Below are 13,688 nucleotides of genomic sequence, written 5' to 3'. Positions count from 1 at the left end.
ACGAACATGTTCGTTAAAAACTTGTTCGCGACGAACATGTTCGTTACCTTTGAGGAGTGACAGGACAGCCAAGCCCCCGCCCCAGCCGCCGTGAACGACCGGCAAAACCCGCCCTGACCAGGGACGGCATCATCGAGACCGCCGTCGCGATCATGCGGGCCGAAGGCCTCCTCCGAGTCACCATGCGCCGCCTGGCGCAGGAACTCGACACCGGACCGGCCTCCCTCTATGTCTATGTACGCAACACCGCCGAACTGCACGCGGCGGTCCTCGACGAGCTGCTCGGCGCCGTCGACCTCGCACCGGCACGTTCGGACGGCGACTGGCGTGACCGGCTCGTGCAGGTGCTCACCTCCTACACGAACGTGCTGTTCGAGCACCCCGGCCTCGCCCGCTCGGCCCTCGTGGCCCGCCCCTCGGGGCAGCGCTATCTGGACCTGCTCGAGGCGCTGCTTTCCCTCCTCGACGAAGGCGGCGTCCCGGCGGCGCGGGCGGCGTGGGCAGTCGACCTGCTGTTGCAGTTCGCCACCGCGACCGCGGCCGAACACGCCGAGGGGGAGAAGGACCCGGCCGACGCCGACCGTGAATGGAACGCGCTCGCCGCGGCGTTGCGAGGGGCCTCCGCCGCGACGCACCCGCACCTCGCCGGACTCGGCACCGAACTGCTCTCCGGACCCGGCCCGGCCCGCCTGACCTGGGGCTTCCATGCCCTGATCAGCGGAGCGCAGCACACCCCTCGGCCGGAGACCGAAGCCGGCGGGGGCGCCGCCGCCGAGTCCCTTTAGCGCAGGTCTCCGAGCCTGCCACCAACGTCCGCTCTTGTGGCCTGCCCCAGGAGTTCGCGCTGCAGAACCCCTCCACCTCCACCTTCACCTCCTCTTCCTCATCCGAAAGGTGCACGCCATGACGTCTCATCACCCCATAGCCGTGATCGGCGCCGGTCTCGGCGGCCTCGCCCTCGCCCGTGTCCTGCACGTCAACGGCATCCGAGCCGCCGTGTTCGACCTGGACGCCTCACCGGCCGCTCGTGCCCAGGGCGGCATGCTCGACATGCACGTGGAGTCCGGGCAGGCCGCGCTGCGGGCCGCCGGCCTCTTCGAGGAGTTCCGTGCCATCGTCCACGCCGGCGGCGAGGCCACCCGCATCCTCGACAAGGACGCCACCGTCCTGATGGAGAACGACGGCGAGGACGGCGAGCGGCCCGAGGTCTCGCGCGGCGCGCTGCGTGACATCCTGCTCGACTCGCTGCCCGAGGGCACCGTCCGCTGGGGAGCGAAGGTCACCGGTGCACGCACGCTCATCGACGGCCGGCACGAGGTGACGCTCGCCGACGGGGAGACCTTCACCACCGACCTGCTGATCGGTGCCGACGGTGCCTGGTCGAAGGTGCGCCCACTTGTCTCCGGCGCCGTCCCGGCGTACTCGGGCCTCTCCATGGTCGAACTGAGCCTGCTCGACGCCGACATCCGGCACCCCGAAGCCGCCGGTGTCGTCGGAGGCGGCATGCTCTTCGCGCTCTCGGACGAGAAGGGATTCCTCGCGCACCGCGACACCGACGGTTCCCTGCATGTCTACGCCGCCCTCAAAACACCGGCGGACTGGGCGACTTCGGGCATCGACTTCACCGACACCGAAGCGGCCAAGGCGAGTCTCCTCGCGCACTTCGACGACTGGGACAAGCGACTGCGCGTTCTCGTCTCCGAAGCCGACGGTCCGCTCGTGCCGCGGCCGATCCACGCCCTGCCCGTCGGCCACCGCTGGGAGCGTGTCCCCGGTGTCACCCTGCTCGGCGACGCCGCCCACCTGATGTCCCCGTTCGCGGGCGAGGGCGCCAATCTCGCCATGCTCGACGGGGCCGAACTCGCCACCGCCTTCGCCGCGCATCCCGGCGACATCGAAACGGCGCTGGCCGCCTACGAGTTGGCGCTCTTCCCGCGCAGTGAGTCAGCGGCGGCCGACTCCGCGGCCAGCCTCGACCTGTGCTTCGGTCCGGACGCCTCACAGGCTCTGGTCGACCTGATGGCCGGTCACCACGTCGCCGGCGCCATCGACTAATGCGAGAGCACTTCGCGGGAACTCTCCTGGGTAAGGACGGCGTTTACGTTACGGAGAATGAAGCATTGGCCGAAGCTTTGGCCGGAACGGAGCCGACGGGCGCGGGAACAAAGCAGACAGACAAGAAAAGACGCCAGAAACCAGCAAGCTTGAAGCGACGCGATGTGATGACCTTCACCCCGATGTGTCGGAAAGTGATGAATTGCTTACGGTCGTGACACGTAAGGGTGAGTGCAGAGCATCGTAAGACAACGGGAGGTTCTTTCGTGCGACCGTTCACCCTCAACTACGCCTTGCCTCAAGGGCAGTCGGCCGTACCCACCCCCTACCACTACGACGCCTCGCTGCAACTGAACGTGCTGGACGACGGCCGCCCGGCCGTCAGTGACCGCGCGCTTCTCATGGCCGCCGGTACCACGACGTCCACCGCAGGCTCCCAGACGCACTTCGACGACTGACGGCCTCGCGCGCGCATGACCGTACTGATTCTCACGGCGGAACAGGACGTCACCGCCGACATGGTGGTGGCGAAACTGTACGAGCGGGGCGTGCCCGTCGTGCGCCTTGACCCGGCCGACCTGCCCGGCAAAGCGGTGCTCTCCGCCGACTACGCCCACGGTGACTTCGACGGCTATCTGTCGGTCAACGGGCATGTGCTCAGCATGGGCGGCCTGCGGTCCGTCTGGCTGCGTCGGCCGGGCGAGCCGGCGGCCCACGCGCCGGAGCCCTCGCCCTGGCTCACCGCCGAGACGGGGCAGGCGCTGTTCGGGATGCTCTACTCCGCGTCGACGCGGTGGATGAACCACCCGCGCCGCGCCGAACAAGCCCGCCACAAGCCGTGGCAGTTGAGGGTCGCTCAGCGCAGCGGCTTCGCGGTGCCGCCCACCGTCATCACCACGGCCCCGAAAGTGGCTCAGCAGTTCGTGGAGGAGTACCGCGACGTGGTGGTGAAGTCCGCTTCGGGGCCACCGCCCGGCGACCCGCCGGTGGCCCTGCCGACCACCCTGATCGGCCCCGACGCGGACTTCTCCGGTGTCGCCGCGGGTCCGGCGCTGCTCCAGCAGTACATCCCCAAGCGCGCGGACATCCGGCTGACCTGTATAGGCCCCCGTATGTTCGCGGCCCGCAAGGCTGCCGGACCCGGGCAGGTGGACGGGCGCTTCGGCGACACGGGTCACATGTGGGAGATCGCGGTGGTGCCCGACCGCATCGCGCGATCGGTCCACGAGTACCTGGCCCTGGCCGGGCTCGCCTACGCCGCCTTCGACTTCGCGGAGGACGAGGACGGCGTCTGGTGGTTCCTGGAGGGCAACCAGGGCGGGCAGTTCGGCTTCGTCGAACTGGAGACCGGGCAACCCATCGCCGAGGAGGTCGCCCTCTGGCTGGCGCAGCGGCGGGCCGACCGCCGTTCGCCGGAACGCAGGGCCTGACGGCCCGTCGCCGGCGGGGGGCGACGCGGACCAGGCGAGATCCAACCCGTTTGGCGTGAAAGGGGTGTTGCTCACGGGCTTTGCGATACGCAAGCGTGCTGTGTCATGGACCGTGACCGCAGCAGCACCGCTCTGTCCCAGCCCTTGTCCCTCTCCCGACGTCAACTGCTCGCCGTGGCAGGCGCCACCGGCGCCGCCACAGCTCTCGGCACCGCACCGGCCACGGCACGGACCCGAGCCGGGCTCTCCCTGTCCTTCACCGAAGCGACCAACGGCTCGGCGACGCTCGCACCGGGCGGCGACCGGCTGATCGCCGAGGTCCAGAACGTCCTGTGGTCGCTGCCGCGCACCGGAGGCAAGGCCGTGCCCCTCACCCCGGCGGGCCTCGAACCGAACCGGCCCGTGCACGCGCCGGACGGCAAGCTCATCGCGTTCTGCGCCTACCAGGGCGGCGGCTTCCATGTGTGGACCATGCGCCCCGACGGATCGGACGTACGGCAGCGCACCGACGGCCCGTGGGACGACCGCGGCCCGGCCTGGTCGCCGGACGGCACCCGCCTCGCCTTCGCCTCCGAACGCGGCGGGGATCCGGTGACGGGAAGCCCGTACCGCATTCACGTCCTTGATCTCGAAACCGGTGAACTGACCCGCGTCACGGGGCTGTCCGGGCAGGACGGTCCCCTCCAGGACGGGCCGTGGGAGGACTTCGACCCGGCCTGGGCGCCGGACGGGCGACGGATTCTCTTCGTCCGTGCCAAGGCCGTCACCACCCCGTTCGGGCTCGGCGTGGACGCCCGCACCGTCGCCGCCGTCCCGGCCGACGGCCCCGGCCCGGTCACCGTCGAGCACACCGAGACCCAGGCGGCGCAGGTCATGACCCCGGCGCCGGCGCCGGACGGCAGACGCCTCGCCTATCTGCGGACCACGGCGGCCCCGAACGGCTCCTGCACGCTCGTCGTCGACGGCACACCCGTGACCGTCGCCGGGGACATCGCCCCCGTGCCCCCACGATGGACGGAAGCGGGCGAACTCCTGCTCACGGTGGACGGCCACTTCACCCTCGTACGGCCGCAGGAGCCGGGGCGGACGGAGACGGTCCCCTTCGAGGGAGCGCTGCCCGTGGAGCGGCCGGCATACCGGCTCAAGGAGTACGACCTCGGCGAGGAGCGCGTGCGGCCGGTGCGCGGCATCCATCTGCCCGCGCTGTCCCCCGACGGCCGGCACATCGCGTTCGCCGCCCTCAACTCACTGTGGCTCGCGGGCACTTCGGGCGGGCGCCCGCCCGAGCGGCTGCGGCAGTCCGCGCTCACCCGCTATCTGCTCGCACCGGTGTGGGCGCGGGACGGACGGTCCCTGCTGTACGCCGACGACCGCGACGGACTGCTCGGCGTGTACCGGCGCGATCTCGCCACGGGCGACGAGACCCCGCTCGCGACGGGCGGCCGGGTGCATCCGGCGCTCTCGCCCGACGCGACCCGGCTCGCCTGCCTCGACATGACCGGCCGGCTCGTGGTCCGCGATCTGGCGACCGGCGAGGAACGCGTCCTCCTCACGCCCCTCGGCGGGGGCGGCCTTCCGGGCCGGCCGAGCTGGTCGCCGGACGGCCGCTACCTCGCCCTGTGCGACCGCGGCCGCCTCAACCTCCGCTTCCGCGAGGGCTACAACCTCATCCGGATCGTCGACACCACGACCGGAACCGACCGTCTGCACGCCGTCGCACCCCACGTCAGCATCGCCGACCGGTACGACTCCGGGCCCGTCTGGTCGCCCGACGGCCGCTGGATGGCCGTAGTCGTGGAATCCGCGCTCTGTCTGCTGCCCGTCGCCCCCGACGGCACCCCGCGCGGAGCGCTGCGCACCCTCACCGACGAACCGGCCGACCACCCCACCTGGTCAGGGGACGCGAAGACGCTGCTGTATCTGTCGGGCGGCCGGCTACGGCTGATCGGCGTCGACGGCGGCGCCGCCCGCACCGTACGCGTGCCGCTGGACCAGCACAGGCCCGCCCCCGCCGACACCATGGTGCACGCCGGACGGCTGTGGGACGGCACCGGCGAGAACGTGCGCGACGACGTCGACATCGTCGTCCGCGCGGGACGCATCACCGCCGTCGAACCGCACCGCGCCCGCGGCAGGGGTGCGCTCCGCAGGATCGACGCCTCCCAGCGGACCGTCATCCCGGGACTGTGGGACACGCACACCCACCCGTGGCAGAGCACCTACGGCGGGCGGCAGACCGTCGGCCAGCTGACGTACGGCATCACCACCGCCGTGTCCCTGGGCGGCTTCGCCTACGAACAGGCCCGCATCCGGGAGGCGGTGGCCACCGGGCAACTCGCCGGGCCCCGGCTGCTGACCACCGGCGAACTCCTCGACGGCTCCCGCGTCGCGTACAGCATGGGCCGCGCCCATCGCACCAGGGAGGGGCTGCGCCGCTCGCTCGAACGCGGCGCCGCACTCGACTGGGACTTCGTGAAAACCTATGTACGGGCCCCGAGTTGGGTGATGGAGGAGGCGGCACGGTTCGCGCACGAGCGCCTCGGGGTGCGCTCGGGCGGCCACCTGCTGTCGCCGGGCGTCCAGGTCGGCCAGGACCTGACGACCCATCTGCAAGCCACCCAGCGAGCCGAGTCCGGGCACGCGACGACGGCGTCCGGGCGTGCCTACGAGGACGTACTGGAGATCTACAGCGCCCACGGTGTGAACTTCGCGCTCATCGCCACGCCGTTCAACTCGGCACCCCTGATCGGCGCGGATCCCGGGCTCGCGGACGACCCACGGGTCACCGTGGTGATGCCGCCGTGGGACACCGCCGCCGTACGGCAGTCGGCCGGGACGGCGCCGACTGCGGCCCAACTCGCCACCCTGCGCACGGAGACCGACATCTCCCGGCGCGTGCTGGCCGCGGGCGGGCTCGTCGCCCTCGGCACGGACCAGCCGCTCGTGCCCGTCGGGCTGTCACTGCACCTGGGCCTGCGCGCGCTGCACCGCGGGGGACTGTCACCGGCGGCCGCGCTGCGTACCGCGACGGTGCTGCCGGCCCGGCTGTTCGGCCTCGACCGGCACCTCGGCACCGTGCAGCCGGGCAGGCTCGCGGACGTGACGATCGTCGACGGCGACCCCTTCGAGGACTTCGACACCCTGGTGCGGACGGTGTCCGTGCTCAGGGGCGGAACTCCTTATGAGACACAGGAGTTGGTGGCGGCGTTCGAGCCGTCGACGCGGCGCGCGCAGGCTGCGCACGACGACTGGCTCGACGTCGGACGGCTGATGCGGCGGGACGGCTGCTGCGACGCCGGCAGCTGAGGCATACCTCCCTGGGTTCAGCGGCCGCTGGGCGCCTTTCTAGGTCCCCTGGAAGGACTCGAGGAAGACGTCCAGCGCCTGCTGGTTCCCGGCCGTGTTCCAGTCGTCGGCAGGGGTCGTCCAGCGCAGCGAGTAGCCCCGGTGGTCGCCGAGGAGGAAACCGCGGCCGAACGTGCGCTCCTGGACCCCGTCCGACTCGAAGAGCCACTCCATGTCGGCGGCCTTGTGGCCTTGGTAGGTCACGGCGCGGATGTCGCCGATGCGTTCGTAGCCGGTGGACTCACTGCGCAGGGAGGGTTCCAGTGCCTGCCAGATGGCGACGGGGTCGGGACCCAGCTGTTCGCTGTAGGTGACGGCCAGCGTGCGCGGGTCGCCGGCCGCGCCGAACGTGACGCGGTAGGAGAGGCCATCGCTCGTACGGGTCTGCAGGGGCTTCCAGCCGTCGGGCAGACCGATGGAGAAGCCCTGGGGCGCGACGTAGCGGTGGAAGCCGGACGGCAGGCCCTTTCCGGCCGACTTCTCGGGGGCGGGGCTGGTCGGGGTCGGGGACGGGGTCGGGGACCGCGGTGTCGGTGACGCAGGTGCGGGCGCAGCGCTTTGCCCGGTGGAGGTGGAGGTGGGGGCGGGGGCCGGACTGCCTGACGCTGGGGAAGAGGGCGAGACGGTGGGATCGGAGGCGGAGGAGCTGCGGTCGAGCAGCCCGCCCGCCGCGGTGACGGCCGCGAAGCAGGCCCCGGTGAAGACCAGCGCCACACCGACCACCACGGGCCGGCTGACGGCCCGCCCCCTCCGTCCCGTCCGGCCGGGTGCGGAGTAGCTGTCCATTACGAGGGGCAGCGCGGTGGTGGGCGCCGAGCCGACGGCGTCGGAACCGGTCTCGGCGTTTGCGTCGTCGCGGAGGATGCGCGTGAGGGCTGCGCGGACGATCGGCTCCGGCACGCGTTCCAGCGGGTCTCTGCGCAACAGCCCCTGAATGGCGGGCCCGAGCGGTCCGGCGTTCAAGGGCGGGCGCAGCGGCAGCCGGTCCACTGCGCGCAGCGTGGCCGAAAGGCGGCCGCGGTCCCGGAAGAGCGGCCGGCCCTCGACCATCGCGTACAGGAGTGCCCCGAGGGTCCACAGGTCCGCGGCCGGCCCGCTGTCCTCCCCGCGGGCCTGCTCCGGGGAGGCGTACGACGGCGCGGTGGTGCGGGGCGAGGGGGTGGCGCCCAGCAGTCCGAAGCCACTCACGACGACACCGCCCCGCTCCTGGACGTACACCTGGCCGGGGCTGAGATCGCCGTGCGTCACTCCCTCGCGGTGGGCGGCTTCGAGGACGTCGAGCAGGGCGAGCCCGAGACGGGCCGCACGGACCGGCTCCATGGGGCCGTGCCGCAGCAGCTCCACCAGAGGGGTCCCTTCCGGGCGCTCCGCGACCGTCCACAGGACACCGTTGTCATGGATGACGTCGACGACCGCGGCGACCCGGCCGGGGCAGACCGCCGCGAGGAGTTCCGATTCGCGCCGGATCCGGGCCGCGACGCGGTGCGCCGTCTCCTCCTGTCCGTCGTCCGGCAGCCGCGAGCGGGTCACGGCGACGGGCTGCCCGAACTCGACGTCCTGGCCGTGCCAGCCGGGGCGTCCCGCTTCCCGGTGAACCACCTCGAACAGACGGTATCTTCCGGCAACCAACTCTTCCGTGGAGACTTGCACCTTGACCATCGTCATCCCTCGCTGCGCACCGGCCCATGCCTTTCCAGGAAGTACGGCGGGCGTGACGTTGAGTGCTCAAAGAAGTGCGAATCCGGCTCCGAATTTCCTGTAACCGAGCCGGAATCGCGCAAGCTTGCGAATGCTCGGGTTGCCGCGTCAGCCGGTGAACGCCTTGCCGATGTACGACTCGGCGAAGGCGGCAGCCGCGCCCGGCGCATCGAGGAGCCGTCGCAGCCGCGCGCCGGCGGATCCCGCGCGGAAGGGATCGCCCGACGAGGGGCCGTGCAGCAACTCCGCGAACCACTGGGAGAACTCCTGGTACTCCCACACCCGCCGCAGACAGGCCGCCGAGTAGCCGCGCAGTCCGCTGTCGTCGCCCGAGCCGTACGCCACCAGCGCGTCCGCGAGCAACAGGGCGTCGTGCACCGCCAGGTTCATGCCCTTCGCCGCGATCGGTGCGACCAGGTGGGCGGAATCGCCCGCCAGGAACAGCCGCCCGTACACCATCGGCTCGACGACGTAGTTGTGCATGTCGAGCACCCGCTTCTCGATCAGTGGACCCTCGGCCAGCGGCGGGGTGCCGTCCACGGCCAGCCGGGCGTGGAGTTCCGACCACACCCGCTCATGCGGCCAGTTGGCCGGGTCATCGCCCGACGGGCACTCGAGGTAGTACCGGGTGACCTGGGGGCTGCGGGCCATGTGGGCGCCGAATCCGCGCGGATGGATACCGAACACGACACAGTCGGAGGACGGCGGCGCCTCGGCGAGCAGGGCCAGCCAGCCGACCCCGTGGTCGCGGCGCGCGATGCGGCCCCCATGGGCCGACACGTAGGTGCGGGTCACCCCCCGCGCGCCGTCGCACCCGGCGATGAACGCGCAGGCGATACGCCGGTGTTCACCCGACTCCGGATCGGTGTACGACACCGAGGGACGGTCGGTGTCGATGTCGTGCACTTCCACATCGCGTACGCCGAAGCGGATGTCGCCTTCCTTGGCGTCCGCGTACGCGCGCACCAGGTCGGTCACCAACAGCGGCTGCGGATAGACGAAATGACGGTCCCCGGAGAGCTTGGCGTACTCGAACCGGTGCCGCGCCCCCTCGAAGCGGAACTCGCACTCGTGGTGGGCCTGCGCGCGCTCCACGAGGCGGTCGGCAAGGCCGCGTCGTCGGAGAGCTCGTACGGCCCACTCCTCGATGAACCCCGCGCGGGGCCGCTGTTCGATGAACGTCCTGCTCTCGGTCTCCAGGACCACGCAGTCGACGGAGGCGTCCCGCAGGATGTTGGCGACGGTGAGCCCGGCCGGTCCGGCGCCGATGATGACGACGGGGACCTGCTCTGCCGGTATGGAGGCGGGTGTGGGGGAGGTCATCCGAGCATTATGTCGATGCGACGACGACCGGGCGTCTTCCCTCATGAAGAACGGCTGCTCAGGCGGCCGCCGGATCACCTGAGGCCCGGGAACGGTGTCCCGGGCCTCGGTCTCAGCTGGAGGCGGGTGGCCTCAGCGGGAAGTCAGCGTCCACAGGTGGTCCGCCGTGCCGTTGTCGCTCCACTGGAGGACCTGTGCGCCGGACGACGTGCTCATGTTGGTGACGCCGAGCAGAAGACCGCTGTTGTAGTTGGCGATCTTGTAGGTGCCGCCGCCTGCAGGGATGACCTGCCAGAGGTGGTCGGCCGTGCCGTTGTCCCCCCAGATCAGGGCCGTACCGCCGTCGCCGGTGCCCGCGTTGGTGATGCCGAGCAGCAGGCCGCTCTTCTGGTTGACGAGCTTGTAGAGACCGGAGCCCGCGGCGACCAGCGTCCAGTTCTGGTCGGTGCCCGTGGTCGAGGTCGCCTGGACCACGGAAGTGCCCTGTGCCGTACCGGCGTTCTGGGTGTCCAGGGCGAGCCCGCTGTTCTTGTTGGTGATCTGGTAGCGCCCGGCCAGCGAGGTGGAGGTGCCGCTGGGGGTGACGACCAGGTGGTAGCCGTCGGAGGCGTTCATGGCGACGGGGACGGTGATGGAGCCGTTGGAGACCGTGTAGTCGGACTCCGAGATCGTGAACGGGGAGGCGACGGCCGTGGTCCGGCCCTTCGACGGGGTGTACTCCAGTTTGACGTGCACCGTGCTGCCGAACGCCGACAGGGAACCGAGTCCGTTGACCTTCACGGCGGTTGAGCCGGTACCTCCGCCGAAGATGACGCTGATCTGCCTGCCGTCACCGGTGAGCGAGGCCGCGCCGTCGATGCCTGTCTGCGCCGGCGGCGTGGTCGTGAGCATGTTGCCGGCCATGTCGCCGTACCACTTGTACAGCCAGTACGAGCCGTTGGGCGAGCCACCCGTGTCGGTCAGGGTGTCGCCGAGGGTGCCGTAGTGGTTCCAGAAGGCGAGTTCGGCGTCGCGGACGCCGGTGCGTTCGAACTTGGCGACGTAGCCGATGAGGGAGCCGGGCACCCCTATCTCGGTGGGCGTGGCGTACTCCTCGATGGAGATCGGCCGTGGGCTGATGCCGAGGCTGCTCTCCAGGGAGCGGTAGGCGGAGACATGGGCGGCGATGTCCCTGCTGCCCTGCAGTTCGTGCCAGGCGATGACATCGGGCACGGTGCCGCTCGCCTTGGCGTCCGTGAGGAACGTGCTCATCTGGCCCTGGTTCCACGACGAGTAACTGGGCCCCTGGATGGGCGTGGAGGTGTCCTTCGCGCGCACTTCCTTGAACGTGCGCGCCCAACCCGCGTCGAAGGCACCGGCGTTGGTGGTGTCCCACGTCCAGTCGGGCTCGTTCCACAGCTCGTACGCGCTGATGTTGCCGGCGCCGGAGGACTTCACCGAAGCGACCTGGGTGTCGACGGCGGACAGCCAGTCGCTCCAACTCACCCACTTGTAGGGAAAGTTCGGGTACCAGTCGGGCATCCGGACGACGACCTTGGCGCCGGCCCTGGCGGCCTTGGACGCGACGACCAGGGAATCACCGGCGGGCTTCGGCTCACCGTTGGGCAACTGCTTGCCGCCGGGGGCCATCTGCACGAAGGTGTTCGGCTTCAGCGCCTGGGTGAGGCTGTCGCTGGGCGTGCTCGTGTCGGCGAGTCCGTAGAGGCTGCCCGTGGCGACATGGGTGACCGATCGCAGGGTCTGGTCGGCGTTGACGACCAGCGTGGTGGCCGAGGTGGGTGCGGCCTCGGCGGGTGCACCGGTGAGGGCGGCGGTGACGGTGGCCAGCGTGGCGGCCAGCGCCGTGGCGGTGACACGGCCGACCGTTCGGCGTCGGCTTGTTCTGATGGCGGAGAAGGACATGGGTGCGGCTCTCCCAGGGGGGCGGACAAGAAGGACGTGGAGCGGGGGGACGAGTGGCGCTGTACGGTCAGTCCTTGACCGCGCCCGCGGTGACGCCGGCGGCGACATAACGCTGGGCGAGGACGAGGAGCGCGGCTGCGGGCACGGACGCGACGACGGCGGTGGCCATGATCGCGTTCCACTCCTGGTTGTTGTTGCCGATGTAGTGGTAGATGCCGAGGGTGATCGGGCGCATGTCGCCACCGCTGTCGAGGGTGTTGGCGAAGACGAAGTCGGACCAGGCCCACAGGAAGCTGAAGAGCGAGACGGTGACCACCGCGTTGCGGCTCACCGGAAGCACCACGGACCGGAAGGTGCGCCAGGTGCTCGCGCCGTCGATCCGGGCGGCGGCGGTCAACTCGCCCGGGATGCCGGACATGAACGCCGTGAAGATCATGACGCCGAAGGGTACGGCGATGGTGGAGTCGGCGATGATCAGACCCCACCAGGCGTTCAGCAGGCCGAGGTTGAGGAAGATGCCGTAGAAGCCCATCGCCATGACGATGCCGGGGACCATCTGCGCGATCAGCAGGACCAGCCCGAGTGCGCCGGCTCCGCGCGGCCGCAGCATGGCCAGCGAGTAACCGGCGGGGGCGGCGAGGACGAGGGTGACCACGACCGTGCCGACTCCGATGAGCAGGCTCGTTCCGAGGTAGGGGAGCTGGTCGTTGAGCACGGCCCGGTAGCCCTCGAACGTGGGGTGCAGCGGGAACAGGTCGGGCGGGGACTTGCGCATGTCCTGCTGCGGGGTGAGGGACACGTTCAGCATCCAGTAGACCGGGAACAGCATGATCGCGGTCAGCAGTACGCCGATGACGGTGTAACGGCGGGAACTCGCGCGGGACTTCACGTCTCCTGCCTCCTCTGGACGCGGATGTAGAGCAGACCGAAGACGAGGGCGATGAGGATGAGGACGTTGCCGACGGCCGCTCCCGGGCCGAACTTGGGCAGCAGCGTGCCGAATCCGAGCTGGTACGACCAGGTCGCCAGCGTCGACGAGGAGTCGCCGGGGCCACCCTTGGTCATGATCCAGATCAGGTCGAACACCTTGAGTGTGTAGACCAGGCCCAACAGCAGCGTGATCGCCGACACCGGCCGCAGCAGCGGGAACGTGATCCGCCGGAACTGCTGCCAGCCGCTCGCCCCGTCCAGGGACGCGGCCTCGTACAGCTCCCCGGGGATGCTCTGCAGCCCGCTGTAGAGGATGACGAGGTTGAACGGGATGCCGATCCAGATGTTGGCGAGGATGACCGAGGTGAGCGCCCAGTGCGGCGACGTCAGCCAGTCGACGGGGGCCACGCCCACGAAGTGGAGGGCGTAATTGACCACACCGGACTCGCCGTTGAGCATCCACGACCACGTCGACGCCGACACGATCAGCGGCAGCAGCCACGGGATGAGGAACAGCGCCCGCAGCGTGGGCGCCAGCCGGAAGTGCCGGTTGAAGAAGACCGCGAGCGCCAGCCCGGCCGCGTACTGGAACGCGATCGACACGAAGGTGAAGACCATCGTGTTGCGCAGCGCGGGAGAGAAGGTCGGATCGCTCAGCACCTTCGAGAAGTTGTCCCAGCCGGAGAACGGTGCGTCGTTGTCGACGAACGACCGGACCGTGTAGTTGCGCAGGCTCAGGTCGAGGTTGCGGTAGAGCGGATAGGCATAGAAAGCGACGAGGTAGGCGACGAGCGGGGCGACGAAGGCCAGCGCGGTCAGCCGGCTTCTGCGGCGCCGGCGGCGGGCCGTCAGGCCGGACGGGCCGGCGGCGTCCGTGGCGGGGGCCGTGGTCGGCGACCGCTTCGGACGGTCGACTCGGGCGAGGGTCATACGAACTCCTGGATACGGATGGCGAGATGCCGGGACGCGGGGGCGGGGGCCCCGGCGCCCCGCGGGCGCCCCCCG

10 protein-coding genes are annotated in these 13,688 nt (G+C 70.6%); 5 read left to right on the top strand and 5 right to left on the bottom strand.

What is annotated here, in order from left to right; genetic code table 11:
* The first annotated feature begins 56 nt into the window (after positions 1–56).
* The 5 genes from ABZS97_RS29050 to ABZS97_RS29030 all read left to right on the top strand — a co-directional run bounded on the left by ABZS97_RS29050 (position 57) and on the right by ABZS97_RS29030 (position 6,791).
* The gene (locus ABZS97_RS29050; protein ID WP_356142222.1) at positions 57–785 is read left to right on the top strand and encodes a TetR/AcrR family transcriptional regulator; all 729 of its coding nucleotides are present in this window, start codon (positions 57–59) and stop codon (positions 783–785) included.
* A gap of 118 nt (positions 786–903) precedes the next feature.
* The gene (locus ABZS97_RS29045) at positions 904–2,055 is read left to right on the top strand and encodes an NAD(P)/FAD-dependent oxidoreductase (RefSeq protein ID WP_356142219.1); all 1,152 of its coding nucleotides are present in this window, start codon (positions 904–906) and stop codon (positions 2,053–2,055) included.
* A 266-nt stretch (positions 2,056–2,321) separates the two neighbouring features.
* Positions 2,322–2,513, top strand: a complete 192-nt coding sequence (gene tgmA, locus ABZS97_RS29040) for a putative ATP-grasp-modified RiPP (RefSeq protein ID WP_356142217.1) — start codon at positions 2,322–2,324, stop codon at positions 2,511–2,513.
* Between the two features lie 15 nt (positions 2,514–2,528).
* Positions 2,529–3,485, top strand: coding sequence for an ATP-grasp ribosomal peptide maturase (gene tgmB, locus ABZS97_RS29035; protein WP_356142215.1), 957 nt, complete (start codon positions 2,529–2,531; stop codon positions 3,483–3,485).
* 105 nt (positions 3,486–3,590) lie between these two features.
* Positions 3,591–6,791, top strand: a complete 3,201-nt coding sequence (locus ABZS97_RS29030) for an amidohydrolase family protein (protein ID WP_356142212.1) — start codon at positions 3,591–3,593, stop codon at positions 6,789–6,791.
* Between the two features lie 39 nt (positions 6,792–6,830).
* Here the strand turns inward: ABZS97_RS29030 and ABZS97_RS29025 are convergent, their stop codons facing one another.
* The 5 genes from ABZS97_RS29025 to ABZS97_RS29005 form a co-directional block, all read right to left on the bottom strand.
* Entirely contained in the window at positions 6,831–8,489 is a 1,659-nt protein-coding gene (locus tag ABZS97_RS29025) for a serine/threonine-protein kinase (RefSeq protein ID WP_356142209.1), read from the bottom strand.
* 147 nt (positions 8,490–8,636) lie between these two features.
* Complete coding sequence (locus tag ABZS97_RS29020; protein ID WP_356142207.1) at positions 8,637–9,851, bottom strand: 4-hydroxybenzoate 3-monooxygenase; 1,215 nt, start codon at positions 9,849–9,851, stop codon at positions 8,637–8,639.
* Between the two features lie 132 nt (positions 9,852–9,983).
* On the bottom strand, positions 9,984–11,753 hold the full coding sequence (locus ABZS97_RS29015) for an RICIN domain-containing protein (protein ID WP_356142205.1): 1,770 nt from the start codon (positions 11,751–11,753) through the stop codon (positions 9,984–9,986).
* A gap of 67 nt (positions 11,754–11,820) precedes the next feature.
* Positions 11,821–12,582 carry a carbohydrate ABC transporter permease gene (locus ABZS97_RS29010; protein ID WP_356142254.1) on the bottom strand — a complete coding sequence of 254 codons (762 nt, stop codon included), beginning with the start codon at positions 12,580–12,582 and terminating at the stop codon, positions 11,821–11,823.
* A gap of 56 nt (positions 12,583–12,638) precedes the next feature.
* Positions 12,639–13,613: a sugar ABC transporter permease gene (locus ABZS97_RS29005; RefSeq protein ID WP_356142203.1), complete on the bottom strand. Its 975-nt coding sequence runs from the start codon at positions 13,611–13,613 to the stop codon at positions 12,639–12,641.
* Between the last annotated feature and the right edge of the window lie 75 nt (positions 13,614–13,688).

The organism is Streptomyces sp. NPDC005485, from assembly GCF_040606085.1.
GTDB lineage: Bacteria > Actinomycetota > Actinomycetes > Streptomycetales > Streptomycetaceae > Streptomyces.
Note: the sequence above shows the minus strand (reverse complement) of the source record. Positions and strands in the feature narration are given on the sequence as shown.